The sequence below is a fragment of the Streptomyces sp. GMY02 genome (genome assembly GCF_019056675.1).
Lineage (GTDB): Bacteria > Actinomycetota > Actinomycetes > Streptomycetales > Streptomycetaceae > Streptomyces > Streptomyces odonnellii.
Map to the genome: position 1 here is coordinate 178,285 of NZ_CP077658.1, position 26,225 is coordinate 204,509.

A 26,225-nucleotide genomic window follows, 5' to 3' on the forward strand; every position below is an offset into this window, starting at 1 on the left:
TGTTCGCGCGGTGGGGACGCTCAGGCGTACAGGCCGCCGCCGGCCTCGTCGGGGAAGACCTCCGGCCAGTACTGCCAGATGTCGCCGTCGTCGCCCGAGCGGGCGACCGGGTCGACGGCGGCGAGGACGGCGGTGGTCGTGGCGGCCAGATTGGGGTAGTCGTCGGTGATCCCGTGCTCGCGGTCAAAGGCCCTCACCCGGGCGATCAGCCACTGGGTGAACGCGAGCGTGGAGACATCGGCGTTGACGGACTGGAGCCGGGCGTCCGGGATGAACCAGCCCCGCACCCGGCCGGTCGCGCCGTCGATGACCAGGTCGATGTCCTCCACGAGATAGCCGATACGGATCAGGCCCTCGGCGCCGGGCGCCGGAGCGCCGTACGTCTCGTCGTCCCGCTTGGCCGCGTGGTGCTCGGCCAGTGTCCGCAGCGGGCCATCGTCCAGGGAGACCCAGACGCACTCGCGGACCAGGCCCGTGTCGCGGAGGAAGGCCCGGGTGGGCTCATGGGTGAGTGCCGAAGGGAGGTCCTCGTCGGCGAACCGCACCACCGCGTCGGCGCCGTACCCCTTCTCCAGCAGCCCCTCCGGCAGGGCGAGCGCGAGCCCGTCCTGCCCGCCCGGCGCGGCGATCCGGGTCAACGGGCTCAGCAGGAAGGACAGCCGCCAGAAGGGGGACACTTCCATGTCTTCGTACTCGGTGCCGAGCAGCGCGGGATCGTGGTCCCTCATCAGGCCGAGCAGTGTCTCGGTCGACTCGGCCACGGCCTCGGAACCGTACCGTCCGGCGGGCTCCTCGAAGATCTCGCGGCCGGTGCGCAGCCATTCGAGGGCGAGTGCGAAGAGCGTGAAGGAGTGCAGGCCGGAGGCGAGCAGCCGGCTGTCGGACGGGTCGTCGAGGGCGTGGATACGGCCGGTGCGACCGTCCAGGACGATGTACTCCTCGTACGAGTCGTGCTCGTCGTCCTCGACCTGCTCGGCGTGTTCGTTCCGCTCCTCCGCCACGAACCTGCCGAGCACCACGAACTCCTTCGTGTCCTCGGCCTCCTCGGCGTCGTCCGGGAACAGGTCGGACACCTGGCGTGCGCCGCCCTCGGGGTCCGGGGTGAGCCGGAGGAGTCCCGCCCGGCGCATCAGGCCGGTGCCGGTGAGAAAGGCCCGCGTCGGCTCGTGCGTGATCGCCGGATGCAGGCGCTCCGGATCGACCCGTACCACCTGATCCGCCCCGAAGGCCTCGTTCAGGAGGCGCGCCAGCCGCTCCGTGCCCGCCTCCGTGCCGTCTGTCTGACCCTCAGTCATGATCCGCCGCCCCGCATCCGCCGCCCCATCGTCTCGCGGGGGAGCATACGACGACGGATTTCCCGGCGTGTCGGCGGTTCCCGTCCCCAAGCGCTGTCGCGAGGGGCTATAGTCGTTCCAGATCGCGGGTACAAATCCCGCCGTCAGCACCGTCTGACGTGGTTGAGCTGACGTTGTCGAGTGAAGCTGACGAAGTCGAGCAGTGTTACGCCCCCTCCGACGGAGGGGGCGTTCTTGTGTGTCTTTGTGTGCCTTGTTGCGCCCGCCGCGATCGCTGCCCGTCAGGGCCCGTCAGGCGCGGGGATCCGTCCGCACCCGCAGGTCGGGGTACGCCTCCAGCAGGCGGTCAGCAGCGGCCTGCTGCCAGGAGTCCACGAGGATGTCGCGCAGCTCCTCCAGGTCCTCCAGGGCGCCGAGCCGTACCCGTACCCACGCGGAACTCGCCTCGTGCGGCGGCACCCAGAACTTCTCCGGCTCCGCCGCGATCAGCTCCGTCCGCTCGTGCCTGGGGCACCGTACGGCGAACGATGTCTGATCGTCCGGAACCGTGATGAACATCTTCCCGGCGACGCGGAAGGTGGGCATGCTCCACGCTTCCTTCTCCACGGTCTCGGGGAGCGCCAGTGCGATCCGGCGGACGTCGTCGGAATCAATATCGGTATCGATCGCGGTCACGGGCACCATGGTAGGACGGCGGACCGGGCTGGTCAGGCCCCGGTCGTCAGGCCCTGGCCTTGAAGTAGGTGACATCCCAGTGGTTGTGCTCGTTGGCGTAGACATTGCCCGCCGGGGACTTGTACATCCTGGCGCCGTCGCCGCGCTTTCCGGCGTACTTGAATGTGCCGGTGATGTAGGAGTCGAGGCATTTGGCGACGGGCCCGCTCCGGGACATGTCGACCTTGTAGCCGTTCCGGTGGCTGTACGTACCGGCCGCGTGTCCCCTCTCGGTGCCGCCGGTGATGACGACCTTGCAGCGGCTCGCCTTCTTGAAGGCAATCGCTCCGGCGACGGTCGCCTTGTTGATGTTCGTGAACGAGGTGCAGTTGCTCTGGTTCCAGTTCGTACAGCCGCCGCTGGAGACCGAGGTGATGCCCGCTCTCCTGAACTCGGCCGCCGCGTCGCTGTGCCTGGCCCACTTCGCCGGCGCGGCGTCGGACACGCCGGCGGTGAGCAGGACCGAGCCGATCAGAGCGGCCGTACCGAGGACGGACAGGGGTCCGGTGATCTTCATGAGGGCTCTCCTTCTCGTACCACTCGTTGTCGTACCACTGGGGCGCGACGATTCTGGCAATGCCTCATGCCCCAGGCATATCCCTCGAAAGAGGGACGGGATCGGCACGGCAGAGGTGCGATGGTGGGAGGGCTCAGGTCCGGCCGTAGCGGATGGTGTGGTCCGCGAACTCCAGGGCCATGTCATTGGTGACGGTGGGGCGGGTGCGGCGGATGGTGCGGAGATAGTCCTCGGTGGTCGGCACGGCCCGCTCGCCGTAGTCGAGGGTGCGCTCGAAGACGCTCTGGGCGACGGTACGGGCGGCCTGCTTGATGTCGGCGGGGGTGAATCCGTCGCTGGCGTCGGCGAGCATCTCGGTGTCGACGCGGGCTCCGGCCTTGGCTATGTAGCTGGACCACAGGGCCTTGCGGGCCTCCTGGTCGGGCGGCCCGACCGGCAGGACGTAGTCGAAGCGGCCATGGCGCAGAAAGGCCGGATCGAGGGCGGCGACGGTGTTGGTGGCGCAGATGAGCAGCCGTCCGTCGTGGTCGCGGAAGCGGACGATCGACTTGAGGAGTTCGTTGACCACGCCGACGGAGACCGGATCGGCGAGATTGCGCGCGCCGGCGACCTCCTCCACCTCGTCGATGAAGACCAGTACATGGTCGAGCTGGGCTATCTCGTCGAAGCGGCGGCCGAGTCCGTTGGCCAGTCCGTCCTCCAGTGCGAGCCGGGACGGGAAGAGTTCGACGAAGGGCCAGCCCAGGCGGCTGGCCACCGCGGCGGCGAAGGTGCTCTTGCCAGTACCCGGCGGGCCGAACAGCACGACGGCCCTGGGGGGTTCGACGCCGTGCTGGTCGGCGAGTTCGGGGTTGGCCAGCGGCAGTACGAGGCGCCGTTCGATGAGCTGTTTCTCGTCGGCCATCCCGCTGAGCTTCTCCCATAGCCCGGCCTCGGGCACGATCGCGCCGAGCGAGGAGAGGATGGCGGAGTCCTGGGCGGTCACCGGCTGCGCCTTCTCGAAGTAGGTCAGGCCGCGGTGGGCGCGGAAGCCGGAGTTGACGAGCGCGGTCGCGCCGGTCTCCTCCTCGCGGAGGACCGCCGCCATGGTCTTGGCGCCGGCGCCCTGGAGGCGGTGTTCCAGGGCCGCGAGGAGCGCGGTGCCCAGGCCGAGGTTCCGCCAGGCCGGGTGCAGACCGATACGCAGCACCCAGGCCCGTTCGCCGTCGATCCGGCCGACCGCCGCGCCGACGAGGTGGTCGTCGGCCAGGGCGACCACGCTGGGGTGGTGCGCCTGGAGCGCCGCGACGACCTCGGAGAGACCGAAGACCGGGGGCCGGTCGGTGGTGGCGCTCTCCGCGTCGAGGCGCACCACCGCTTCCAGATCGTCCGGGGCGAAGTCCCGTACGTGCCACACGGCCATGGGCCAGCCTCTACCTATCGCCTGCCTGGCCTTCCATCATCGGCCCTGCCTGCCGGAACCGCCTGTCCTGACCGGAAAAACCACTGTTTGTCTGGCCCCGGCTCCGCCGGGTGACGGGCGTGGCCGGACCGGTATTCTCTGGCCACCGGTCGAGCGGACTGCCAGTGTGATCCGTGCACACAGCCACCGCCCACCGCACACCGCCGCTGCACACCGCCACCGCACTCCGCACACCGCCGCCTTCGACCACCGGGGCCTTACGATGACGTCCTTCTCCGACGAGCCCGATTCCTGGGCACGGCTCTGGCGCGGTTCGCCGACCGTGCCGCACGCTCCTCTCGACGAGGCGGCACGGCAGCGGTGGGATCTGCCGCGCACCCTGCTGCCGACACCGGACGGGATGGACCGGCCCGCGGTCTTCGACCCCGCGCTGAAGCAGTTCGCCAACGCCTACCGGGCGGGCGAGCCGCGCTTCCCGGACGAGGAGACGGGCCGGGTCTGGCACCGGGCGCGGCGCACCGTACTGGACCTGGTGCTCGCGGCGATCGCCGAGGGCCCCTGGGCGGACCATCTCGTGCTGCGCGGCAGTGTGCTGATGGCCACCTGGTTCGGGGAGCGGGCCCGTGACCCGGGCGATCTTGACTTTGTCGTCGTACCGCGGGACTGGGCGATGGACGAGCCGCGTACGGCCGGGCTGTTCGAGAGGATCGCCCGGGACGCGGCGGCTCTGGCGCGTACCCGGGGCGACCGGGCCGTGATCGACGCGGCCGGAATGGTCACCGAGGACATCTGGACCTACGAGCGCGTTCCCGGCCGCCGGATGCTGCTGCCGTGGTCGGCTCCCGGGATCCCCGGGGGTACGGTCCAACTCGACCTGGTCTTCAACGAGTTGCTGCCCGCCCCGGCCGAGCCGGCCGAACTGCGGCCGCTCGGGGACGGCCCCGGGTGCCGTCTGCTCGCCGCCTCGCCCGGTCTCTCGCTGGCCTGGAAGCTGCTGTGGCTGGTCAGCGACGCGTATCCGCAGGGCAAGGACCTGTACGACGCAGTGCTGCTGGCCGAACGCACCACGCCGGAGTACGAGTTGGTGCGCGACGCGTTCGTGCTCGGTGGCTATGAGGGGCTGCGGCCCGCCGGACGGTGGTGGCTGGAACCGCTGTACGCGGAGGTCGGCTGGGAGCACTTCACCGCGGACCATCCATGGATCGAGGGCAGTGCCCGGACGTATGCGGACCGGCTGGGCCGAGCGCTGGAGCCGTTCTTCGCGGTCGCGGAACCGGCCGGTGAAAACACTTACAGCCGGTGGGCCCGGTGGCTGGAACCGCTGGTGGAGGCGACCCGTACGGCGTCGCCGTCCGGGGCCATGACCGACCGGGCCGCCGCTCTGCGGCATTTCTCGGCGGGCGGCCTGGACGGTCTGGCGACGGCCGTTGTGATCCTGCGGGAGCTGGCGGGTCCAGGGACTCTCGGCCCGGAGGACGCGCTGACGGCGGTGCTGGCCGCCCCCGACGGCTGGCGTGGCTTCCGTGACCACCCCCAGTGGCACGCCCGGGCCCTCGACCGGCTGCGCTGACGCCCGCCGTCCACCGCCCCGGGTCCCGGACAGGACCCGAGGCGGTGGACGGGCCTGCTATCCGGTGGCGAAACGGTGGGTGCCGGAGCCGGCGGTGAAGGCGGCGCAGCCGTCCTCCATACGCCGGAACCGAGCGCGGCCATGGCTCACGTCTCTCGCGGAGCCGGCCGGTATCCACACCTCCGCGGTGGTGTTGGCGGGCAGGGAGACGGCGAGCCGGAAGCCGCCGGAGCCTGTCGTCCACTCCGTGCCGATGGGGCCGTACGGGGAGTCGAAGCGGGCCTGGCACTCCGTCACCCCGCATCCGGGGCGCGGCCGGACGACGACATGGCGGAAGCCGGGCGCGCCCGGTGCGACGGGGTGGGCCGGCTCCCGTCCGCGGCCCTCGCCGCCGGTACGGTTCCGGCGGCGAGGGCTGTCCCGAGGGCGGTGGCGGTGGTGCTGAGCAGTCGTCTTCTGCTGATCACACTCGGTTCCGTTTCGACTCGACTACGACTCGATGAATCGTTTCACTGCCGCGAAACTGGAACGGAAGCCAGAGAGCCCCGTGCGTCGCGTCAAGGCTCTGCGCCGAGTGGGATTGAAACCTTTCAGATCAGATGACGGTCAGTGTCCGCTTCTCCTCGGCCAGGGCGCTGTTGCCCGCGTAGATGTGGAAGTCGCCCGGTTCGACCGTGAAGCGCGGCTCGCTCGTGCCCTCCCAGAATCCGAGGTCCTCGGCGCCGAGCGGGAAGCGGACGATGGTGGACTCGCCAGGGGCGAGGGTCACGCGCCGGAAGCCGCGCAGCCTGCGGACCGGCTGCACCTGGCCGGCCACCACATCGTGCACGTAGAGCTGGACCACCTCGTCGCCGGTGCGGTCACCGGTGTTGTGCACGGTCACCGCCGCCTCGACCGTGGCGCCCGCGCGCAGTGCCCCGGCCTCGATCCGGTCGGTGCTCAGACTCGGGGCGCCCACGCTGAAGGTGGTGTAGCTCAGGCCGTGGCCGAAGACGAACCGCGGGCCCTCGTCGAGGTCCAGATAGCGGGAGACGTACTTCTCGTCGGGGTGTCCTGGCCGGTAGGGGCGTCCGGTGTTCTCGTGGTTGTAGTAGACGGGGATCTGTCCTGCCGTACGCGGGAAGGTCACCGGCAGCTTGCCGCCCGGGTTGACCGTGCCGAAAAGTACGTCGGCGATCGCGTGTCCGGCCTCGATGCCCGGGTGCCAGGCCTCCAGTACGGCGGGCGCCGAGTCGAGCCACTCGTCGGTGGTCAGGGGGCGGCCGTTGACGAGGACGACAACGAAGGGGCGCCCGGTGGCGGCGACGGCCGCGACGAGGTCCCGCTGCGCGCCGGGGAGCGCGATGTCGGCGCGGGTGGCGGCCTCGCCGGTGATGGCGGCCGGTTCGCCCACCACCACGACCGTCAGGTCGGCGTCCCGGGCCAGGGCGACGGCTTCCGGGATGCCCCCGGTGTCGTGCCCTTCGGCGACCACTCCCCGGGCGTGCGTCACCCGGGCGGTGGGCGCCGCCTCGCGGACGGCGTCGAGCACGGTGACGGCGGGGAAGTCCGCGGCCCCGGGCGCGATCCACGTACCCAGCAGATCGGTGGAGTCCGCGAACGGGCCGACGACCGCGAGCGTTCCGGTTCCCGGGTCCAGCGGCAGCACTCCCCCGTCGTTCTTCAGCAGCACCATGCAGCGCGCCGCCGTCTCCCGCGCCGCCGCACGTGCCTCGCCGGTCGGCCCGGTGACCGCGGCGCCCTCGTCCACGTACGGCCGGTCGAAGAGCCCGAGCCGGAACTTCAGCCGCAGGATCCGGGCGACCGCGTCGTCCAGCCGCTTCTCGCTGATACGGCCCTCGGTGAGCAACCGCGGTCCGTGCTCGGCGAGATGGGTGGAGACCATCTCCATGTCGACCCCGGCGTTCAGGGACAGCCGGCCGGCTTCCGCGCCGTCGGCGGCGAAGCCGTGCGCGATCAGTTCATGGACACCGGTCCAGTCGCTGACGACGAACCCGTCGAAGCCCCACTCCTCCTTGAGGATGGCGGTCAGGGTGTGCGGGTTGGCGTGCGCCGGGACGCCGCTGATGGTGTTGAACGCCGCCATCACCGTGGCCACGCCCGCGTCGACGGCGGCCTTGAACGGCGGCAGATAGAGATTGCGCAGCCGTGCCTCGGAGACGTCGACGGTGTTGTAGTCGCGCCCGCCCTCGGCTCCGCCGTACGCGGCGAAGTGCTTGGCGCAGGCGGCGAGCCGGTCGGGGGCGGCGAGATCGTCGCCCTGGTACGCCCGTACCTTGGCCGCCGCGAACAGGGCGTTGAGATACGGGTCCTCGCCCCCGCTCTCCGCGATCCGTCCCCAGCGCGGCTCATGGGTGACGTCCATCATGGGCGCGAAGGTCCAGTGCAGTCCGTTCGAGCGCGCCTCCCGGGCCGACACCTCCGCGTCCCGCGCCGCCACCCCGGGGTCGAAGCTCGCGGCCTGGGCGAGCGGAATGGGGAAGGTCGTCCAGTAGCCGTGGATGATGTCGAGGCCGAACAGCAGAGGAATGCCGAGCCGGGACTCCTCAACGGCGATGCGCTGAAGGTAGTTGGTGTGCCGGGGGCCCGCGACATTGAGAACGGAGCCGAGCAGCCCGCGCCGCGCCGCGGTCTCCACCTCGTGGGTCTGCCCCTCGCCGGGCCCGGTGTCGCCGGTCCAGGAGAGCTGCTGAAGCTGGCCGAGCTTCTCCTCGGCCGTCATGCGGCCGAGGAGGTCCTCGATCTCGGATGCGTACGGTGCCGTGGTGGTGGCGCCGGTCATGGGAGCGCTCCCTCGTACGGGTGGATTCGGGTCATGGCCGCTTCCCCCGGCCCGTGGTGGGCCGGGGGAAGCGGAGCCGGTGGATCATACGGGAGAAGCGCCCGGTGGCAGGAGAGGGCCTTTGCCCGGAGCGTCCTCGCCCGGAGCGTTTTCGCGCCGCGGATCGCGACGCCGCTGGTCTTCGCTCAGCGGTCGCAGTCCAGACTCTTCAGGTCGACGGTGTCGGCCATGGCCTGCATGCCCTTGTCGTTGGGATGGACATGGTCGCCGCCGTCGAAGACCGGAAGCAGCCGCTCCTGGTCGTACGGGCTGCGCAGCGCCTTGTCGAAGTCGGCGACCGCGTCGAGTTCTCCGCCGGTCCTGATGAAGGCGTTGACCTCCTGGCGTACGGCCTCTCCTGCGGGATCGAATTCGGGCCAGCCCTTGAACGGCAGGACGGTCGCGCCTACGACACAGAGGCCCGCCGCGTGCGCGCGGCCGATGATCTCGCGGTAGCCGGCGATCAGATCTGCGGCCGTCACCCCGGTGTGGGCCTTGATGTCGTTGATGCCCTCGAACAGGAAGACCGTACGGACGCCGGGCTGGGAGAGCACATCGCGCCGGAGGCGTCCGAGCGCGCTCTGTCCCGCGCCGTCGGCCAGCACCTTGTTGCCGGAGATCCCTTCGTTGGCGACTCCCTTGACGCTCGTGCCCACCGTGGCCTGGAGCCGGCGGGCGAGATAGTCGGGCCACCGGCGGTTCTCGTCACTGCTGGACGCCCAGCCGTCGGTGATCGAGTCGCCCAGGGTGACCACGGTGCCCGTGTTCCTGTCCGTCTCCACGCTCACCGCGTCGAGGTAGTACCAGGACCCGGTCCGGTCGGTCCAGTTGTCGGCGCTCTCCTCCGCGGCGTGGTCACCCGCGGTCGCGTAGGAGGTCTGCATGGCCATGCCGTGGCCGGTCGAGGGACCGCCCGCGCTGAGCACATGGAAACTGACGGCCAGGTCGCTCTGCGCGGCCAGCCGGCCGGGCAGCGGGTCGCTGACCGCGCTCTCGCCCGGCGCGACCGTGACCGACCCCGCGCCGCCGAAGGTGAGCGGGCGGTTGGTACCGGCTACGACCCGCGCGCCCTCCTCGCGCTTCCCGACGTAGAGACTGCCGAAAGTCACCGGCCGGTCGCCGAAGGCGTTGGACAGCCGGACCCGGGTGCCGGTGCCGCCGACGCTGGTGCGCAGCACCATCCGGTAGCTCCGGTCGCGGGGCGCCTCGCCCTGCCGGTCCGCACTGGCGCCCCAGGTGACGACCTGGTGCCGGGGTGCCTGGGCCGCGGCGGGCGTGGCGGGCGTGGCGGCCGCGGTCGCGGGTGCGCAGAACACGGCCAGCAGCGCCACGACGGTGCCCGCCGCGCTCAGGCCCCGGGGTGAGAACCGGCGCGGCCTCACCGGTCGAGGTTCCGCAGCGTGACGGAGCCGCCCGGCCGGAGGCTGACCTGCCGGGTCGTCCCGCCGTACGACACCGTGGTGGTGCGTCCGCCGACGCTGCGCAGCCGGGCCTCGGTGACCTTGCCGTCCCGCCAGCTCAGATCGACGACGAAGCCGCCGCGTACCCCGACTCCCGTGATGTGGCCGGAGTCCGCCCAGGCCGCGGGCAGTGCGGGCAGCAGCTCGACATGGCCGGGCCGTGAGTAGACCAGCATCTCGATCATGGCGGCGGCGGTGCCGAAGTTGGACTCGATCTGGAAGATGCCCCGGCCCTTCTCGACCTCGTAGATGTCGAAGAGGTTCGGCGCCGTGCCGTTGGTGCCGCCGACGGAGGGCCTGAGGTTGGTAACGACGAGCTGGTACGCCTTGTCCGCGTCCTTGAGTCGCGCCCAGCACAGGCTGCGCCAGGCGTTGGCCCAGCCGAAGCTGTTCATCCCGCGCGCGGTCAGCAGGGCGGCCGCGCCGTCGACGATCTCCTCGGGGGTGGAGGCGTCGGGGCGGATACGGTCCCCGGGGAAGAGCCCGATGAGCGGGGAGAGATGGCGGTGGGTCGTCTCGCCGAGGTTGTCGGGCGACATCCACTCCTGGAGCCAGCCCGTCGTGGGGCTGACCTCGGGGAGGTACAGCCGGTCCCGGAGGGCGCCGACGGCCGCGCTGTGCGCGGCGTCCTTGCCGAGGACGGCGGCGGCGGTGCGGAAGTTCCCGAAGAGCGCCCAGACGAGTTCCTGCGCGTAGGTCATGCCCTTGGCGTCCTGCGGGCCGTGCTCGGGCGACCAGTCCTTGTCGTCGATGAGCACCTCGCGGCTCTCGCCGGTCGCCGCGTCCGTGACGGTCGTGGTGATCAGCCGCGCCTCCCAGAACTCGACGGCGCCCTTGAGCAGCGGGTAGATCTTGGCGAGATACGCCGTGTCCTGGGTGAACTCGTAGTGCTCGTAGAGGGAGTTGGCCAGCCAGGCGTTGCCGCCGGGGTGCCACCACCAGCCGTTGCCGCCATGGACGTTGGTGGAGAAGGAGACGGCCCAGCCCCCGATCCTGCCGGTGGAGTTGCGGAACCGGTTGCGCGGGTCGTTGAAGAGGTCGTGGGTGAGCCTGGTCCAGGACGGAAGCTGTGCCAGGCAGTAGTCGGCGAAGGCGTCGAACAGGCCGGACAGGCCTGCCCGGTCGGCCATCCAGTAGTTCATCTGGATGTTGATGTCGGTGTGGTAGTCGCCCATCCAGTCCGGGTCGTTGCCGTCCAGCCACAGCCCCTGGAGAGCGACCGGGAGACTGTCCCGGGATCCGGCGATCATCAGATAGCGGCCGAACTGGAGGTAGGCCGCTTCGAGTTCGGGGTCCGCCTCGCCGTCGGTGTGGCGTGCCGTGACCCTCTCCCAGGTGTCCAGGCCGCGCTGGAGGGCCGACGACTCGCCGAGCGAGACGTCCATCCGCTCGAACAGCTCGCGGTGGTCGGCGACATGGCTGTGCAGCAGGGTGGTGGCCGAGTGACGGGCCGCCGCGAGGACCTTGGTCCTGGCCAGCCGCTCGGGATCGAGGTCGCGGTCGCGGTAGCCGGTGGCCGCGTCGGGGGCGTAGTCGGTGCCTCCGCTGACGACGACCGTCAGCTCCTGGCAGCCGGCGAAGGTGATCCGCGTACCGTCGACCGTCACCCTGCCGGTGCTGCTGTACGCGGTCACCGCGGCGCCGTAGCGCAGCCCGCCGTCCGGGAAGGCGCCGTTGAACGAGGCGTACGTGCGGGCGCGGTCCGCCGTGGTCTCCTCGCCGTGGGTACCGGCGAGGTTCACGGAGCCGGTGTACCGCCCGCCGCCCTTCTGCGAGAAGTGCACGACAATGGCGTCGTCGGGGTGGCTGGCGAAGATCCGGCGCTCGTAGGTCACTCCGGAGAGCCGGTACGAGGACGAGACCACGCCCTGGCTGATGTCGAGGTCGCGCCGGTAGGACGAGATGGACGACAGGTCGTGGTCCGGCAGTTCGACGGTCAGCCGGCCGAGGAGGGTGAACGAACCGAAGTCCTGCCGCCCGTAGGGGAATTGGCCGTCCGCGTCGAGCGTGCCGTTGAGACCACCGGTCCACAGGGTGGCGTCGGTGACGAGGAGCACCTCGCGGGAGGGATCGTTGCCGGCGAGGGCGCCGAGGCGGCCGTTGCCCACGGGCAGGCCCTGCTCGATCATGTTCGTGTCCGAGGCCGGGGACTGGTACCGGAATCTGGTGGCCGATGCCTCGGGAAGCAGCGGGGACGTGGTCTGCCGGGTCACGGGCGGGGAGGCCGCGAAGGCGGGGAGGCCGCCGAGGGCGGTGAAGGCGCCGGCCACGGCGGCGAGGGAGAGGACCTGTCGCCGGCTCGGGCGGCGGGGCGAGTCCGGGGCCGGCGCGGGGGGTGTGTCGGTGTGCTGGTCGTCCACGGTGCACTCCATTCCGGAAGGGCGGTGCGGTGCGGTCGGTGCGGGCATACGGGTGCGGGTCCGCCGGCGCGGGGCGGGGACCGGTGCGGGGAGCCGAGGGGCGAGGAGGGGGCCGGTGCGGGGCCCGTGGTAGCAGGGCCCCGCACCGGTGTTCGGAGCGGTGTACGGCTCGGAGCGGACGGGCGCGGCTCAGCGCGGCGCGGCTCGGAGTGCGATGCCGCTCAGAGTGTGGCGCGGCTCAAAGCGCCAGCTCAGAGTTCGGTACGGCTCAGAGCTGCGGTACGGCGATGCGGTCGATGTCCGGCGCGTAGTCCTCACCGCTGTCGATGGTGATCGTGTTCTCGCCCGCCTTGAGCGTCACCGGGACCGTGACGGTCTCGACGGTCCCCCAGTCGGCGGTGGCCGGGAATTTCAGACCGATGGCGCCGTTCCCGTTGCTGGAGATCTTCGCCGGGCGCGCGTCACCGCTGATGTAGGACACCTCGATCATGTAGTGGCCGGCCTTCGTCGCCACCACATCGTTGAACTGGAGCTTTCCGCCCTGGTAGAGATTGCCGACCTTGCGCGCGCCCGAGCACGCGCCGCAGTCGGCGGCCGAGGCGTTGCCGCTGAGCGTGTTGGCCGGGGACTCGGCCTCGTAGGCCGTCCTCTTGAACGCGGTTCCCCGCGGGGTGACGGTGAACAGACGCGAGCCATGGGCCGGCAGGGCCTGGGTCACCTTGTCCTGGAACGTACCGAGGTCCTGCCTGTTCCAGACGTCACGGACCGTGGCCCGGCCCGTGAAGCCCAGGGACTGCCAGTCGGCGGTCACGGCCGCGGAGGCGTCGGCGAGGTTGAAGAGGGCGACGGTGTAGCTGCCGTCGGCGTTCTTCGCGCTCCAGACCTGCTGGTCGCCGGTGGCGGTGACGGGCCGCGCGGGCGGGGTGCTGCCCTGGTTGATCGCGATGACGTCCTTGTTGGTCAGCAGCGAGACACCGTAGTCGTCGAGCCGGGTGAGATCGTCACCGGTGTAGAGGGGCGACTTGGCGATGGCCCACAGGGTCATGTAGCTCTGCCGCTCGGCCTTGGTCAGGCCGTCCATCTCGCCGTTGCCGACATCGATGGCATCGAGGTCGTTCCAGCCGCCGGGGGCCGCGAACCGGCTCCACTTGGGGGCGTCGTCGAACCGGTCGTCGACCGAGTTCTCCCACGACACCAGGGTGTTGCAGTAGCACTCGACGTCCGTGTCGATCCGCCAGCCGTTGGAGTACTTCTTCCAGTCGGCGACATGGCCGATGTCCAGCGACCAGGAGAGTTCGAGGTGGATGGGGCGTCCGGCCCTGGCGATCGCCTGCTGCCACGCGGCGACGTCGGCGACGTTGTTGTAGTTGTCGCCGCTCTTGAAGGAGCCCGGTCCGACACCGTCGAGCTTGAGGAAGTCGTACCCCCAGTCCGCGAACATCTGCGCCTGCGAGTCGATGTACTTCTGCGCGCAGGGGCGGGAGAAGTCGAGCTTGTAGGCGCTGTCCCAGCCGTTGGTGGTGCGCAGGTCACCGTAGACGATGTCGGCGGTCGTACAGCCCTCGGCGTTCCAGATGGGGACCGTACCCCCGCCGTACGCCTCCTTCTCCAGACCGACCGGGAGGTAGATGCCCGCCTTGAGGCCCTTGGCATGGATGTCGTCGGCAACGGGCTTCATTCCGCGCGGGAAGCGGCCGGGGTCGGGGGCCTGCCGGGCGTACGCGTCGAACTCGGGCTTCCACGCCATGTCGCGCCACCAGCCGGCGTCGATGTTGACGTATTCGTAGCCGTACTTCTTGAGCTTCGAGGCGAGGGCGCCGGCCTGCTTGAGGACGTTCTTCTCGGTGAGGTAGCTGTAGTCGCCGTCGGGGTTGAGCCCGGGGTACTTCGAGGACTGCATGCTCCAGCTCGTCCAGCCCATGTACGGCTTCTGGGCAGGGGCGGCGGTCTTGGCCGCGGGGGCGGTCGCGGGCGTGGGAGTGGGAGTGGGAGTGGCCGCCACCGCCGCGGGGACGGCCGTGGTCAGACCTGCGGTGAGCGCGAGGACGAGCAGCGCTCTGAGGGAGTACGAGGGTGACCGCATGGGCCGGGACCTCCTGTTGTCGGGGATTGCGGGGCATGGCGAAGCGGGACGGGCCGGAACTCGGGACGTCTGCACGGGAGTTGTCGGGCGGCGGCTCGTCGCCCGGTACGGATCAGCCCTTGCCGGAGCCGATGGTCAGCCCGCTGATGAACTGCCGCTGGAGCGCGAAGTACACGATCAGCGTGGGGATCGCGGTCATCAGTGCTCCGGCCGCGATGAGATTGGGATTGGTGAAGTACTGGCCCTGGAGGTTGGCCAGCGCGGAGGTGATCGGACGCTTGTCGCCGGTCTCGATCAGCGCGAGCGACCAGAAGAAGTCGTTGTAGATCCAGATGGATTCGAGGGTGGCCAGCGCCGCGAACGCGGGGCGGCACAGCGGCAGCACGATCTGGAAGAACTGGCGCCAGACGGGGGCGCCGTCGACCAGTGCCGCTTCGGTGATCTCCTTGGGGATCGTCCGCATGTAGTTGCTGAGGACGAAGGTGCAGAAGCCGCACTGGTAGGCGATGTGGATCACGATGATGCCCCACACCGAGTTGTAGAGCAGCAGCGAGTCGCTCATCCACCAGGGCAGCGGGATCAGCAGATAGAGCCGGTACAGCGGGGTGATGAGCACCTGGGCCGGCAGCAGATTGCCCGCGGTGAAGAGCATCAGCAGGACGATGTTCCACCGGAAGTCGAAGCGGGTGACGAAAAAGGCCACCGCGGCGGAGAACAGCAGGGTGCCGAGCACCGCGGGGACGGTGATCAGGACGGAGTTCCAGAAGAAGTGCGGCATCCCGGACTGGTTCCAGGCGTCCGAGAAGTTCTCCAGGCTCAACCCGCGCGGCCAGGAGAGATAGCCGTGCCTGCTGGTGTCCTCGTACGGCCGCAGCGAGGTGTAGACCGCCCAGAGCAGCGGGACGAGCCAGAGCAGGGCGATCCCGCCGAGCAGCAGATGCCGGCCGGCCTGGCTCCGGGGGCGGGAGGGTCCGGTGTCCCGGGGCGGGGTGCGGCGGGACCGTGAGCCGGCGGCCGGCGGTGTGGCGGTCGCGGTCACTGGTCCTCCTTGCGGAAGTTCTGGAAGAGGAAGGTCCCGATGGCGGCCAGGGAGACGAGGAGCAGGACGACCGCGAGGGCGGAGCCGTAACCGATGTGGCTGGACTCGCCGATGATGTTGTCGGTGATCAGGAGGGAGAGCAGTTCCATGCCGGGCTTGCTGCCGACGCCCCCGCCGAGTACGTACACGATGTCGAAGGCCCGCAGCGACTCCATGACGGTGACGACGAGGATGATGATGTTGACGGGTTTGAGCGCGGGGAAGACGACGCGCAGAAAGGTCTGGCGGCCGTTGGCGCCGTCGAGCGCGGCGGCTTCCTTGAGCGCGGGGTCGAAGCCCTTCAGCCCGGCCAGATAGAGGATCATGATGTAGCCGGTGTGCCGCCAGGCGGAGGCGACGAGCACGGCCCACAGGTTGAGGTCGGGATCGCCCAGCCAGTCGATGTGATGGCCGGGTGCCACTCCGTTCAGAACGCCGTTGAGCAGTCCGTTGTCGGGGTTGTAGATGATCTCCCAGATGAAGCCGACCACGGCCAGGGAGAGCACCATGGGCAGGAAGATCGCGGTCTGGTAGATCCGGGTGAAGCGGATCTTGCGGTCGAGCTGGTACGCCAGGAAGATCCCGAAGGGGGTCGGCAGCAGGGCCGTGAACAGCAGCCAGACGACGTTGTGCCGCACCGCGGGCCAGAACGGCGGGTAATTGGTGAAGATCTCCTGGTAGTTGCCCAGTCCGGTCCAGTGGATGTCGGAGAGGGCGATGCCGTCCCAGCTCGTGAAGGACAGTCCGACGGAGGCCAGGGCCGGGAGCCAGACGAAGACCAGCAGGGCGATGAGCGGAATCCCGATGAGGACCGCGAGGAAGACACGGTCACCGGGGCCGAGCCGGCGCGGCCTGGGCCGGGCACGCGGTGGGGCGGAGGACGCCGGGGAGGGCGGCGCCGGGCGCACGGAGGACATGTGGAACCTTCCGGGTCCTGGTCAGGCCGTGAAGAAGCGCGAGCGCTGCGACTCGATCGTCTTCAGCAGGGCCGAGCCGTCGTCGGGGTGGCCCAGCCACTGGGTGAGTCCCGGCAGGACGACGGTGGAGATGAAGCCCGGGTCGCTGTCGCGGTCGCCGAACTGGGTGATGTGCTTGGCTCCGGCGATGAGCTGGGCGGACTTCTTCTGGAGGGCGTTGTACGAGCCGGTGTCCGCCTGCGAGTTGACGGCGACATTGCTCGGGTCGACGCCCATGTACAGATTCTCGGCCTTCGCGCCGCCGAGGAACTCCAGCAGGCGGTTGGCCGCGTCCAGGTTCTTGGGCCGGCGGCTGAGCATGAAGCCGTCGGTCGGCGCCTCGACGGCGTCCTGCCCGAAGGACGGGTCGATCTCGGGGAAGGCGAAGAAGTCGATGTCGTCGCGCAGCTTCTCGTCGGTGATCTGCTGGCCGAGGAAGAGCCCGATGACCGCCATGCCGGACTTCTTGTCGAGGAGCGACTGGGCGGCGTCCTGCCAGGAGCGGCCGCCCGCGCCCTGCTGGTAGTAGGGGCTCAGCTCGCGCCAGAGGTCGAGTGTCCTGACCGTACGGGGGTCGGTCCAGGCGACCTCGCCGCGCATCAGCGACATGTGGAAGTCGTAGCCGTTGGCGCGGAGATTCAGATAGTCGAAGGCGCCGAGGATGGACCAGCTGTCGCCGCCGCCGTAGCCGGACGCGATGGGCGAGAGGCCGTCCTTCTTCATCCGCTTGGCGAGCGCGGTGAACTCGCTCCAGGTGCGCGGCTCCTCGTAACCGCGCTCCTGGAACAGGCTCTTGCGGTAGAAGACGGCCCACGGATAGTTGTAGAGCGGTACGAAGTAGTACTTCCCGTCCAGTCCCCGGGAGAGCTGCTTGGCGGCGTCGCTGAAGCCGGCGCCTATCTTCTCCCACACGTCGTCGACGGGGTGAGCGAGGCCCTTCTTGGCGAAGTACTGCATGCGGTAGCCCGCGAACCAGGTGAAGACATCGTCCGGGGTGCCCTGGAGATAGGTGGAGATGCTCTTCTGGAACGTGTCGTGGTCGACGGTGTTCGTCTTGACCGTCAGCCCGCTCTCCTTGGTGAAGGCGCTGGTGACGGCCGCGTAGGCGGACTTGGGGGTGGCGTCGGCCCCGTTGGATCCGAAGGTCACCGTCTTCGGGTCGGCCGAGGGTCCGCCGCCGCAGGCGGTCAGCACGGGCGCGGCAAGCGCCGCGGCGCCGATGCCCAGCGCGCCGCGGACCACACCGCGGCGGCCGGGCCCACTGGCGGGCGAGAGGGTGCGGCTCAGCGTCATCGCTACTCCTATTGCGTGTCTGTTCCGATGAAGGACTGGATGGCGGTGGCCGCGGCCCCGCGCGCCCACTCCTCGAAGGGCAGCGGACGTGTCATCACGTCGCACTGTGCGGCGGTTCCGAAGGCGGACGCGGTGAACGCGTCGCGGATGTGCTCGGCGAAGAGGTCGTACGCGGCGAGTCCCTCGCCGGAGATGATCACCCGTTGCGGTCCCAGCACATTGACGACGGCCCCGATGGCCCGTCCGATGGCCTCGCCGGCCCGGGCGTACACCTCCCTGGCCCCGGGGTCGCCCCGGTGGGCGAGGTCCAGGGCCTGGTCGGAGCCGGTGACCGGCAGGCCGGTGACCTCCCTGACCCGGCGGATGATGGCCGCGTCTCCGGCGATCGCCTCCACACAGCCGGTGTTGCCGCAGTGGCACGGCGGGCCCAGCGGGTCGATGGAGAGATGGCCGATCTCGCCGGCCACGCCGTGCGCACCGGACACCACCCGTCCGTGCACCACGAGTCCGCAGCCGATGCCCGCGCCCACGGTCACCAGTGCGAAGTCGGAGATTCCGGCCCCGGCGCCGAACCACTGCTCGGCGACGGTCAGCGCCCGTACGTCGTTGTCGACCGTGACCGGCAGCCCCGTGACCGTACCGGCCAGTTCGGCGAGCGGTATGTCCCGCCAGTCCAGGAACGGCGAGTAGCGCACCACCCCCGCGCCGCGGTCCACATCGCCGGAGACCGCGAGGCCCACTCCCCGTACCTCCACGCCGAACCCGTCGGCCTCGGTGAGGAGTTCCTGTACGAGTCCGGTGATCGAGGCGAGTACGGCGCCGGGATCGCGGGCGGTGAGCGGGAGATGCCGGGCGACCCGGATACGGCAGCAGAGGTCGGCGAGGACCGCGATGATCTCGTCGCCGGTCACCTTGACCCCGATGAACAGAGCCCTGCCGCCGTCCACCCGCAGCGGGTTGGCGGGTCGTCCGAGGGCGGGCCGTGACTCCTCGTCGACACCCTCGACCAGATAGCCGGCCTCCATCAGCGGGCGTACCGCCTTGGTGACCGCGGCCGAGGAGAGTGCGGTCCGCCGCGCTATCCCGGTCCGGGTGAGCGGGCCGTGGGACAGCACGGTGGTGAAGACGAGGGAGGCGGCCGGCGTCGGTACCGGAACCGCCTCGGTGCGAGGGGTCGAGCGCATGGCCGAAACGTAGGTTGGTTCTTTTCCGCTGTCAATGAAAGAAGCAAGCTCCTTTCGAAGTGCCAACTGGAGGCAGCATGATCATGCAATTACGAGATTTGCCCTGGGTATTGACAGGTGATCGAAGGGACGATTGGCTGCGGACGGCTCTCGTGGCGCTACTCGAACGTGAGGATCCATGCCTGTGATCTCCTTCGCCCCGGACTCCGGGGTCTGGCTGCTGTCCACTCCGCGCACCTCGTACGCGCTGCGGATCGACGAGACGGGAGCGCCCTGTCATCTCGCGTGGGGGCCACGGCTGACGCTCGACGAGGCACGGGAACTGGCCACTCCCCCGGCTCCGGCGGCCAGCAGCTTCGAGGGACGTCCGCCCGTGGGTGAGGAACTGCCGGTCGACGGCGGGGCCCGGTTCGGTCCGCCGTCGCTCCAGGTACGGTTCGCCGACGGCACCCGGGCCGTCGAATGGCTGCCTGCCGGGCACCGTACGGAGGAGCCTCCCGGACCCGGATCCACCGAACTGGTACTGGAGTTCAGGGACCGCCACTACCCCCTGGAGATCGGCCTCCACTATCGGGTCCATGACGACAGCGATGTGATCGAACGCTGGACCGTGCTGCGCAACACCGGCGACCTTCCCGTCGCGCTGCCGCGCGCCGACTCCGCCGCCTGGACCCTGCCGGCCAGGGAGGACTACCGGCTGAGCCATGTCACGGGACAGTGGTCGGCCGAGACCCAACTGCGCAGGGAGCGGCTGCCGTTCGGCGAGACCGTCCTCACCAGCAGGCGCGGAATCACCAGCCATCACGCCAACCCCTGGGTGATGGTGGACCCGGGCGACGCGGCCGAGGAGCACGGGGAGGTATGGAGCGCGGCCCTTGCCTGGAGCGGCAGTTGGCGCGTCACCGTACAGCGCACCCCGGACGGCAGGGCGGGCTTCACCGGGGGCGCCGGTCTGGACGGTACGGTGCCGCCGCTCGGCCCCGGTGAGGAGTTCACCACCCCGGTGTACGCCGGGCTGTACACCGACGGCGGTTTCGGCGCGGCGAGCCGCGCGTGGCACGCGTACACCCTGGCGCATGTGCTGCCGCACGCCGAGGAGATCCGGCCGGTGCTCTACAACTCGTGGGAGGCGACCGGCTTCGATGTCGACGAGGCGGGGCAGAAGGCGCTCGCCGCGCGGGCCGCGACGCTCGGTGTGGAGCTGTATGTCATGGACGACGGCTGGTTCGGCGCGCGCCGCAGCGAACGGGCCGGGCTGGGCGACTGGACTCCGACCCCCGACCGCTTCCCCGGCGGGCTCCGGCCGCTGGTCGAGGAGGTGCACCGGCTCGGTATGCGGTTCGGGCTGTGGGTGGAGCCCGAGATGGTCAATCCGGACAGCGATCTCTACCGGGCGCATCCCGACTGGGTCCTGCACTTCCCGCACCGCACCCGCACCGAGCTGCGCAGCCAGCTCGTGCTGAACTTCGCCCGCCGCGAGGTCGCGGACTGGGCGTACGGCCGGCTCACCGAACTGGTCGGCGCCCATGGCATCGACTTCCTCAAGTGGGACATGAACCGCGCGCTCAGCGAGGCGGGCTGGCCGGAGGAGGCGGACGGCGCCGACCGTGTCGGAACGGCGTACGTCCGCAATCTCTACGGGGTCCTCGACCGGCTGCGCGCGGACCATCCCGGGCTGCGGATCGAGTCGTGCAGCGGCGGGGGCGGGCGGGTCGACCTGGGCATTCTGTCCCGTACCGACCAGGCGTGGACCTCGGACAACACGGATGCCGCGGACCGGGTCCTGATCCAGCACGGCTACGGGCAGCTCTATCCGGCGCGGACCATGGCCGCGTGGGTGACGGATGTGCCGAACCAGCTCACCGGGCGGTCGGTGCCGTTGCGCTTCCGCTTCCATGTGGCGATGGCCGGGGTGCTGGGGGTCGGCGGCGATCTCACCCGGTGGTCGGACGACGAACTGGCGGAGGGCGCCGAGTTGGTGGCGCAGTACAAGCACGTACGGCATCTCGTCCAGCACGGCACACTGCGCCGACCGCGCGGTCCGGTGGACGACGGGCCGACGGCGGTGCAGTACACAGCGAAGGACCGGAGCGAGGCGCTGCTGCTGGTCTGGCAGCGGGCGCCGCGCCATGGCGCCGCGTGGCCCGCGCTCCGGCTGGCGGGACTCGACCCGGCGGCCCGCTACCGCGACACCCGCACCGGCACCGTGCACTCGGCGGCGGTACTGACCGGGTACGGGTACGTACCGGAACTGCCGACCGGGGACTGGGCGAGCACGGCGGTGCATCTGGTGCGGGTCTGAGACGCGCTGGGATGCGGCGGCGGCTGAGTGGTCGGGTGGCTGAGCCTCTGGGCCACTCGGCCACTGAGCCGGTGGGCCAGTGGGCCAGTGCATTGGTGAGCCTCCGGGCCGGTGGGCCAGTGGCTGGGTAAGCCGGTGGGCCGGTGACCGGGCGGCCCGGCGCATCCGGCGGCTGAGTGGTCCGGTGGCCCAGCCACGCACTGGCTCAGCCACCCACTGGCTCGGGCGCCCAGTGGCCCGGCCACTCAGTCGCTCGGTGTCAGGGACGCGGGCCGATCTCCCTGCCGTCCTCGGTGACCGTGATCGCCGACGCCGGGCAGGAGTCCGCCGCGTCGAGCACCGTCTCGTCAGGGTCGATACGGTCGGCCAGCACCCTGGCACTGTCGCCGTCCAGGGCGAAGAACTCGGGCGCCGCACCCGCGCACATGCCCGAAGCGATACAGCGCTGTCCGTCCACCGCCACCCGCCAGCTCACCGGTCACCACCCGACCGGCATGGTGCGCGGCCCGCGCACGATCATCCGCCGCTTCCAGTCGATGTCCCCGGCGAGCCGCAGCCCGGGCAGCCGGGTGAGCAGGGCGCGCAGCGCCTCCTGCAGCTCCACCCGGGCCAACTGGGCACCGAGGCAGTGGTGCACACCATGGCCGAAGCCCAGATGCTGGTTGCCCTCGCGTTCGATGTCGAGCGTTCCGGGTGAGCTGAAGCGGATCGCGTCCCGGTTGGCCGCGCCCACCGCGACCAGCACCGGCTCACCCGCCCTGACCAGGGTGCCACCCACCTCGATGTCCTCGGTGGCATAGCGCGGGAAGGCGGCGCCCGCGCCGAGCGGCACGAACCGCAGCAGTTCCTCGACAGCGCCCGGGATCAGCGCTGGATCCTTGCTCAGCCGCCGGAGCTGCTCGGGGTGGTCGAGCAGCACGTACACGAAGTTCGGGATCTGGGTCGCCGTGGTCTCGTGCCCGGCGATCAGGATGCCGTCGCAGAGGTCGATGAGTTCCGTCTCGGAGAGGCGGTCGCCCACATCGCGGGCCTCGATGAGCGCGGACATCAGATCGTCGGCGGGCTCCTCCCGGTGCCGGGCGACCAGCCCGGCCATGTAGGCGCGCAGCTCCTCGCGGTTGCGGGTGAACTCCTCGGGGGTCAGCCCGCTGGTGGACAGCGCGGCGTCGCTCCACACCCGGAACAGCGGGCGGTCCTGCACCGGTACGCCCAGGAGCTGGCAGATCACGGCGACCGGGATCGGCAGCGCGTAGTCCTCGACCAGGTCGGCGGGCGGTCCCGCCGCGATCAGACCGTCCACGAGACCGTCGGCGAGCCGGGCGATGTCGGGCCGCATCGCCTCCACCCGGTGGCCGGTGAACGCCTTGGCCACCAGGGTGCGCAGCCGGGTGTGCTCCGGTGGGTCCATGCTGAGGATTCCGCCCACGCGCGGCTCGGCCCACTGGCGTGGTCCGTCTCGCCGCGCCTCCTCCGCGCGGCTGAAGCGGCGGTCGCCCAGGACGAGCCGGGCGTCGGCGTAGCGGGTGACCAACCAGGCCGGTTCGCCGTAAGGAAGCTGCACCCGGACCAGCCCGGGCAGCTCGCGGGCGCGGGCGTACTCCTCGGACAGCTCGATGCCGTCCGGCGGATTGAAGGGGTAGTCGGCGGGAGCGGCCCATGTCTCATGCAACTGGGTCATTGCGGAGCCCCGATCGTCGGCGTTGTAAGCGCTCGATTACAAACGGTATGAGTGGCTTCCGGGCTCGTCAACGGCGCCCTTCGGACACATTCCGGGTCCATGCGGCACTACGGTGTCCGGTGCACGGCGGGCGCGGGGCCGGTGCGCGGAATGCGGTCGGGGCGCCGAGCGCGGGAGTACGGGGGGGTACGGCATGGCCCAGCAGGGGGCGGAGCGCCGGCGCAACGCGGCCGAGACCAGGCGGGAACTGCTGCGCGCGGCGGCGGAGCTGTTCGCCGAGCGCGGCTTCGACCGCACCACGGTGCGCGACATCGCCCAGCGGGCGGGCGTCAACCAGGCGCTGGTATTCCGCTATTTCGGGTCCAAGGAGGGACTCTTCGAAGAGGTCATGGTGGGGGTGGGCCGCGACCAGCTCGCCCGGGTCGCGCCGGAGCGGCTGCTCGCCGCGGTGCTCGGCGCCCTGCTGGCGCCGGCCGAGGAGCGCGACGGATTTCTGGAGGCCTTCCTCCGGTCGGGTGGCGGTGGTGGTGCGGTGTCCGCCGTACGCCGCCGGCTCGGCGAGGACTACGCGGGCACGCTCCGTACGCTGACCGATGCCCCGGACGCGGCGCTGCGGGCGGATCTGGCGCTGGCCTGGCTGCTCGGCATCGGGCTGATGCGGGTGGTGGCCCCCAAGGAGCCGCTGGCATCGGCGGCCTCCGCGGATGTGAGCGCGCTCGTCCTGGGAGCGCTGGGCACACTGCTGGAGCGGACGGAAGGGGCCGAACGGGTGACTTCCGCGGCGGTCCCGGGGCCTCGGCACGAGCCTCCGGTCGAGGCCGGGGCCAGGCTTGATCCTGAGTACGGGGCCGAACCCGGGTCCGGGCGGGAGTCCGAGGCCGGCCCGGAGCCAGGCGCCGGGGCCGGATCACGGCCTCAGGCGAGCTGAGGGCCACCGGATCCGGTCCGGCCGGGCACGTCAGATGCGCCAGCCCCGGATGTGCTCGGCCGCCTGGTAGACGCTGACCTTTCCCGACTGGACGGCGCGCACCAGCTCGACAAGGGCCCCGTACGGCGGATCGATCCCCTCGCCGGACGCGTGCATGTACGCGGCGACGACCTGGCACGCGTACAGGCTGTTGCGGTACGGCAGCGGCTCCAGCCGTACCAGCGTGTGGAAGAGGGCCGCGGCGCGCCAGGCTCCGTCGGGTTCGCTGGTGGCCGGCCGCGGGATCCGGGTCTTGTGCCGGGCGACGGCGGCGACCAGAGCCGAGTAGTCGGCGACGGACACATCCTCCGGAACGGCTTGTTCCTGTACGTCCAGGAGCCAGGCCACATCGATATGGAGCACGGGCATCAGGCGGCGTCCACCTGCCGGTCCCCATGGTCGGAGGGTGGGAGCTCGTTCGCGAACGCCTCGTCGAACTCGGTCCTGTGCCGCTCGCCCCAGGTGACGGCGTACCGCACGAACTGGATCCGCTGCTGCTCGCGCAGCGGCAGATCATGGACGTACTGCTTGAGCGACTTGCCCTCGGCGGCCGCGGCGGCCCTGACCGCCTCCAGTTCGTCCTCGGTGAAGCTGATGTTGAGTGATGGCATGACCGTACGGTACCTAACCGGTACCGTCCTGGGAAGTGCCCAGGTCACAGCCTCGCGAGTCCGGCCTCCAGATCGTCCAGGCCCAGGGAGCCCTGGGAGAGCGCGGCCATGTGCCAGCGCTTGAGATCGAAGCCGGAGCCATGCGCCCTGCGGGCCGCCTCGCGGCCGCGCAGCCAGGCACGCTCTCCGAGCTTGTAGCCGATGGCCTGGCCGGGCGCCCCCTGGTAGCGGATCACCTCGTTCCGTATGAAGTGGTCGGGGCGGCCGCTGTGTGCCCGCAGGAAGCCGTGGGCCAGCGCGGGGGTCCAGCGCTCGCCCGGGCGGAACGGCGAGTGCGCGGGAATCGTCAGCTCCAGATGCATACCGAGGTCGATGACGACCCGCGCGGCGCGCATCATCTGCATGTCGAGGTAGCCGAGCCGGTGTTCGGGATCGGAGAGGAAACCCAGCTCGTCCATGAGCCGTTCCGCGTAGAGCGCCCATCCCTCGGTGTTGGCGCTCACGGTCCCGACACCCGTCTGGTAGCGGGACAGCCGGTCCGACAGATGGGCCCACTGGGCGAGTTGGAGATGGTGGCCGGGGACGCCTTCGTGGTACCAGGTGGAGACCAGTTCGTACGTCGGGAAGCGCGTTCTGCCCATCGTCGGCAGCCAGGTGCGGCCGGGGCGGGTGAAGTCGTGCGACGGCGCGGTGTAGTACGGGGCGGGGCTGCTGCCCGCGGGGGCGAGGCGCGACTCGACGCGCCGTACCCGGTCCGCGATGTCGAAGTGGACGCCGGCCAGCCGGTCGACGGCCCCGGCCATCAGGTCCTGGAGCCAGGCGCGCACCTCCTCCTGTCCGACGACAGCGTGGCCATGGGTGTCGAGATGTTTCAGCACCGTCCAGGGGGTGGCGGCGTCCGGCAGGATCCTCGCCGCCTCGGTCCGCATCTCGGCGAGCAGCCGGTGGAATTCGGACCAGCCGTAGTCGTACGCCTCGTCCGGGTCGAGGTCGGTGCCGTTGAAGTACCGTGCGGAGACGGCGTACCGCTCCCGGCCGACCACCTCTGGAGCGCCTTCGACGCCGGGCGCGTACACCGTGCTCAGCCAGTCGCGCAGCCGCCCGGCACCAGCGGTGGCCTCGCGTGCCGCGCCCTCCAGCTCCTTGCGCAGCGGCTCCGGCGCCGGGGCGACAAAGTGGCTGAACCACGCGCCGTTCCGGCTGAGCCACTCGTCCAGTTGCCGGATCATGGTGCTGATCAGCGACGGCCCGGCGGGCAGTCCGCGCCGAAGGCCTTCCGTGAGGGCGGCGCGGTAGCCGTCCAGGGAGGCGGGAAGGGCACGCAGCCGTCCCGCCACGGCCCGCCAGTCCTCCGCGTTCTTGGTGGGGGTGAGGACGAGGGCGGTCCGGATCTGGTGGACGGGCGAGTAGATGGTGGATACGGCGCGGAGCGTCTCACCCGTCTCATGCATCGCCAGCTCCGCGGTGAGCCGCTCACGCAGGAGCCGGGCGCAGTCGCGCTCGGCCACGGCTGCACCGCCGGCCGCCGGATCCGGGTCGGATGCCGTCTGCCGGCCGGTCGCGGCCAGCCGGCGCAGGGTGTCCCTGGCCAGCTCCGCGATCCGCTCACGGCCCTCCGGGGAGTAGTCGGGCAGCCGGCCGTGACTGCCCCGGTCGCCGATGATCGTGCCGGTGACCGGATCCAGGGCGATCAGGGCGTCGACGTACTCGTCCGCGATCCGGCGCGGCAGGGGCTGTGACCGTGGAGTTGGTGAAGGCGTGGCGTCGGACATGCGGTTCATCCTCACCCCGAACGGCCCTGCGTATGCGGCCGAGGCCGCGCCAGACGGGATTTGTCAGACACGGCCTAGGTGGCGCACACCGTAAAACTGCCGTGTTCCCAACGGTGCCAAACGCGCCCGGCGCGGTTCACTTGTTGTGAGCCGCGTGCCCAA

General features: G+C 70.7%; 20 protein-coding genes and 1 pseudogene. 3 read left to right on the forward strand and 18 right to left on the reverse strand.

What is annotated here, in order from left to right:
- Positions 1-20: 20 nt before the first annotated feature.
- From KQY30_RS00735 to KQY30_RS00750, 4 genes are all read right to left on the reverse strand, one after another.
- On the reverse strand, positions 21-1,295 hold the full coding sequence (locus tag KQY30_RS00735; protein ID WP_217305072.1) for an SUKH-4 family immunity protein: 1,275 nt from the start codon (positions 1,293-1,295) through the stop codon (positions 21-23).
- Between the two features lie 291 nt (positions 1,296-1,586).
- On the reverse strand, positions 1,587-1,970 hold the full coding sequence (locus KQY30_RS00740; RefSeq protein ID WP_254406854.1) for an MmcQ/YjbR family DNA-binding protein: 384 nt from the start codon (positions 1,968-1,970) through the stop codon (positions 1,587-1,589).
- A 46-nt stretch (positions 1,971-2,016) separates the two neighbouring features.
- Entirely contained in the window at positions 2,017-2,526 is a 510-nt protein-coding gene (locus KQY30_RS00745) for a hypothetical protein (RefSeq protein ID WP_217305074.1), read from the reverse strand.
- A 133-nt stretch (positions 2,527-2,659) separates the two neighbouring features.
- Complete coding sequence (locus KQY30_RS00750; RefSeq protein ID WP_217305075.1) at positions 2,660-3,928, reverse strand: ATP-binding protein; 1,269 nt, start codon at positions 3,926-3,928, stop codon at positions 2,660-2,662.
- 262 nt (positions 3,929-4,190) lie between these two features.
- Here KQY30_RS00750 and KQY30_RS00755 point away from each other — a divergent pair, with 262 nt between their 5' ends.
- The gene (locus KQY30_RS00755) at positions 4,191-5,498 is read left to right on the forward strand and encodes a nucleotidyl transferase AbiEii/AbiGii toxin family protein (RefSeq protein WP_217305076.1); all 1,308 of its coding nucleotides are present in this window, start codon (positions 4,191-4,193) and stop codon (positions 5,496-5,498) included.
- A 57-nt stretch (positions 5,499-5,555) separates the two neighbouring features.
- On the opposite strand, the pseudogene KQY30_RS00760 reads toward KQY30_RS00755, so the two are convergent.
- From KQY30_RS00760 to KQY30_RS00800, 9 genes and pseudogenes are all read right to left on the reverse strand, one after another.
- Positions 5,556-5,843 (reverse strand): annotated as a pseudogene (locus KQY30_RS00760) (alpha-L-rhamnosidase C-terminal domain-containing protein); the annotation flags it as partial.
- A gap of 250 nt (positions 5,844-6,093) precedes the next feature.
- Positions 6,094-8,280, reverse strand: a complete 2,187-nt coding sequence (gene bglX, locus KQY30_RS00765) for a beta-glucosidase BglX (protein ID WP_217305077.1) — start codon at positions 8,278-8,280, stop codon at positions 6,094-6,096.
- Between the two features lie 185 nt (positions 8,281-8,465).
- On the reverse strand, positions 8,466-9,650 hold the full coding sequence (locus KQY30_RS00770) for an SGNH/GDSL hydrolase family protein (RefSeq protein ID WP_254407505.1): 1,185 nt from the start codon (positions 9,648-9,650) through the stop codon (positions 8,466-8,468).
- A gap of 47 nt (positions 9,651-9,697) precedes the next feature.
- On the reverse strand, positions 9,698-12,139 hold the full coding sequence (locus KQY30_RS00775) for a glycoside hydrolase N-terminal domain-containing protein (protein WP_254406856.1): 2,442 nt from the start codon (positions 12,137-12,139) through the stop codon (positions 9,698-9,700).
- 268 nt (positions 12,140-12,407) lie between these two features.
- Complete coding sequence (locus KQY30_RS00780; RefSeq protein WP_217305078.1) at positions 12,408-14,222, reverse strand: CBM35 domain-containing protein; 1,815 nt, start codon at positions 14,220-14,222, stop codon at positions 12,408-12,410.
- A gap of 112 nt (positions 14,223-14,334) precedes the next feature.
- Positions 14,335-15,261 carry a carbohydrate ABC transporter permease gene (locus KQY30_RS00785; RefSeq protein ID WP_254406857.1) on the reverse strand — a complete coding sequence of 309 codons (927 nt, stop codon included), beginning with the start codon at positions 15,259-15,261 and terminating at the stop codon, positions 14,335-14,337.
- Positions 15,258-16,217, reverse strand: coding sequence for a carbohydrate ABC transporter permease (locus KQY30_RS00790; protein WP_046505562.1), 960 nt, complete (start codon positions 16,215-16,217; stop codon positions 15,258-15,260). Before KQY30_RS00790 ends, KQY30_RS00785 begins: the two co-directional genes overlap by 4 nt.
- 21 nt (positions 16,218-16,238) lie before the next feature.
- Positions 16,239-17,549: an ABC transporter substrate-binding protein gene (locus KQY30_RS00795; protein ID WP_217305079.1), complete on the reverse strand. Its 1,311-nt coding sequence runs from the start codon at positions 17,547-17,549 to the stop codon at positions 16,239-16,241.
- An 8-nt stretch (positions 17,550-17,557) separates the two neighbouring features.
- Entirely contained in the window at positions 17,558-18,733 is a 1,176-nt protein-coding gene (locus tag KQY30_RS00800) for an ROK family transcriptional regulator (RefSeq protein WP_217305080.1), read from the reverse strand.
- A gap of 178 nt (positions 18,734-18,911) precedes the next feature.
- Between KQY30_RS00800 and KQY30_RS00805 the strand changes: the two genes are divergently transcribed.
- Positions 18,912-21,035 (forward strand): alpha-galactosidase, encoded by a 2,124-nt coding sequence (locus KQY30_RS00805; RefSeq protein ID WP_217305081.1) that lies wholly within the window; start codon positions 18,912-18,914, stop codon positions 21,033-21,035.
- A gap of 259 nt (positions 21,036-21,294) precedes the next feature.
- Here the strand turns inward: KQY30_RS00805 and KQY30_RS00810 are convergent, their stop codons facing one another.
- On the reverse strand, positions 21,295-21,510 hold the full coding sequence (locus KQY30_RS00810; RefSeq protein WP_217305082.1) for a ferredoxin: 216 nt from the start codon (positions 21,508-21,510) through the stop codon (positions 21,295-21,297).
- 3 nt (positions 21,511-21,513) lie between these two features.
- Positions 21,514-22,713 (reverse strand): cytochrome P450, encoded by a 1,200-nt coding sequence (locus KQY30_RS00815; RefSeq protein ID WP_217305083.1) that lies wholly within the window; start codon positions 22,711-22,713, stop codon positions 21,514-21,516.
- Between the two features lie 193 nt (positions 22,714-22,906).
- Here KQY30_RS00815 and KQY30_RS00820 point away from each other — a divergent pair, with 193 nt between their 5' ends.
- The gene (locus KQY30_RS00820; RefSeq protein ID WP_217305084.1) at positions 22,907-23,641 is read left to right on the forward strand and encodes a helix-turn-helix domain-containing protein; all 735 of its coding nucleotides are present in this window, start codon (positions 22,907-22,909) and stop codon (positions 23,639-23,641) included.
- Positions 23,642-23,671: 30 nt separating this feature from the next.
- On the opposite strand, the gene KQY30_RS00825 is transcribed toward KQY30_RS00820, so the two are convergent.
- The 3 genes from KQY30_RS00825 to KQY30_RS00835 are packed head-to-tail and all read right to left on the reverse strand — an operon-like array spanning position 23,672 to position 26,063.
- Positions 23,672-24,049 (reverse strand): hypothetical protein, encoded by a 378-nt coding sequence (locus KQY30_RS00825; protein ID WP_046505547.1) that lies wholly within the window; start codon positions 24,047-24,049, stop codon positions 23,672-23,674.
- Positions 24,049-24,291: a hypothetical protein gene (locus KQY30_RS00830; RefSeq protein WP_217305085.1), complete on the reverse strand. Its 243-nt coding sequence runs from the start codon at positions 24,289-24,291 to the stop codon at positions 24,049-24,051. The genes KQY30_RS00825 and KQY30_RS00830 overlap by 1 nt, the downstream gene beginning before the upstream one ends.
- A gap of 44 nt (positions 24,292-24,335) precedes the next feature.
- Positions 24,336-26,063, reverse strand: a complete 1,728-nt coding sequence (locus tag KQY30_RS00835) for a DUF885 domain-containing protein (RefSeq protein WP_217305086.1) — start codon at positions 26,061-26,063, stop codon at positions 24,336-24,338.
- Between the last annotated feature and the right edge of the window lie 162 nt (positions 26,064-26,225).

Excerpts from the sequence above, each read along its gene's own strand:
- KQY30_RS00750 (WP_217305075.1), bottom strand. The coding sequence starts at position 3,928 with ATGGCCGTGTGGCACGTACGGGACTTCGCCCCGGACGATCTGGAAGCG.
- KQY30_RS00815 (WP_217305083.1), bottom strand. The coding sequence starts at position 22,713 with ATGACCCAGTTGCATGAGACATGGGCCGCTCCCGCCGACTACCCCTTC.
- KQY30_RS00795 (WP_217305079.1), bottom strand. The coding sequence starts at position 17,549 with ATGACGCTGAGCCGCACCCTCTCGCCCGCCAGTGGGCCCGGCCGCCGC.
- KQY30_RS00800 (WP_217305080.1), bottom strand. The coding sequence starts at position 18,733 with ATGCGCTCGACCCCTCGCACCGAGGCGGTTCCGGTACCGACGCCGGCC.
- KQY30_RS00805 (WP_217305081.1), top strand. The coding sequence starts at position 18,912 with ATGCCTGTGATCTCCTTCGCCCCGGACTCCGGGGTCTGGCTGCTGTCC.
- KQY30_RS00835 (WP_217305086.1), bottom strand. The coding sequence starts at position 26,063 with ATGTCCGACGCCACGCCTTCACCAACTCCACGGTCACAGCCCCTGCCG.
- KQY30_RS00780 (WP_217305078.1), bottom strand. The coding sequence starts at position 14,222 with ATGCGGTCACCCTCGTACTCCCTCAGAGCGCTGCTCGTCCTCGCGCTC.
- KQY30_RS00825 (WP_046505547.1), bottom strand. The coding sequence starts at position 24,049 with ATGCCCGTGCTCCATATCGATGTGGCCTGGCTCCTGGACGTACAGGAA.
- KQY30_RS00745 (WP_217305074.1), bottom strand. The coding sequence starts at position 2,526 with ATGAAGATCACCGGACCCCTGTCCGTCCTCGGTACGGCCGCTCTGATC.
- KQY30_RS00735 (WP_217305072.1), bottom strand. The coding sequence starts at position 1,295 with ATGACTGAGGGTCAGACAGACGGCACGGAGGCGGGCACGGAGCGGCTG.
- KQY30_RS00830 (WP_217305085.1), bottom strand. The coding sequence starts at position 24,291 with ATGCCATCACTCAACATCAGCTTCACCGAGGACGAACTGGAGGCGGTC.
- KQY30_RS00820 (WP_217305084.1), top strand. The coding sequence starts at position 22,907 with ATGGCCCAGCAGGGGGCGGAGCGCCGGCGCAACGCGGCCGAGACCAGG.
- bglX (WP_217305077.1), bottom strand. The coding sequence starts at position 8,280 with ATGACCGGCGCCACCACCACGGCACCGTACGCATCCGAGATCGAGGAC.
- KQY30_RS00790 (WP_046505562.1), bottom strand. The coding sequence starts at position 16,217 with ATGTCCTCCGTGCGCCCGGCGCCGCCCTCCCCGGCGTCCTCCGCCCCA.
- KQY30_RS00755 (WP_217305076.1), top strand. The coding sequence starts at position 4,191 with ATGACGTCCTTCTCCGACGAGCCCGATTCCTGGGCACGGCTCTGGCGC.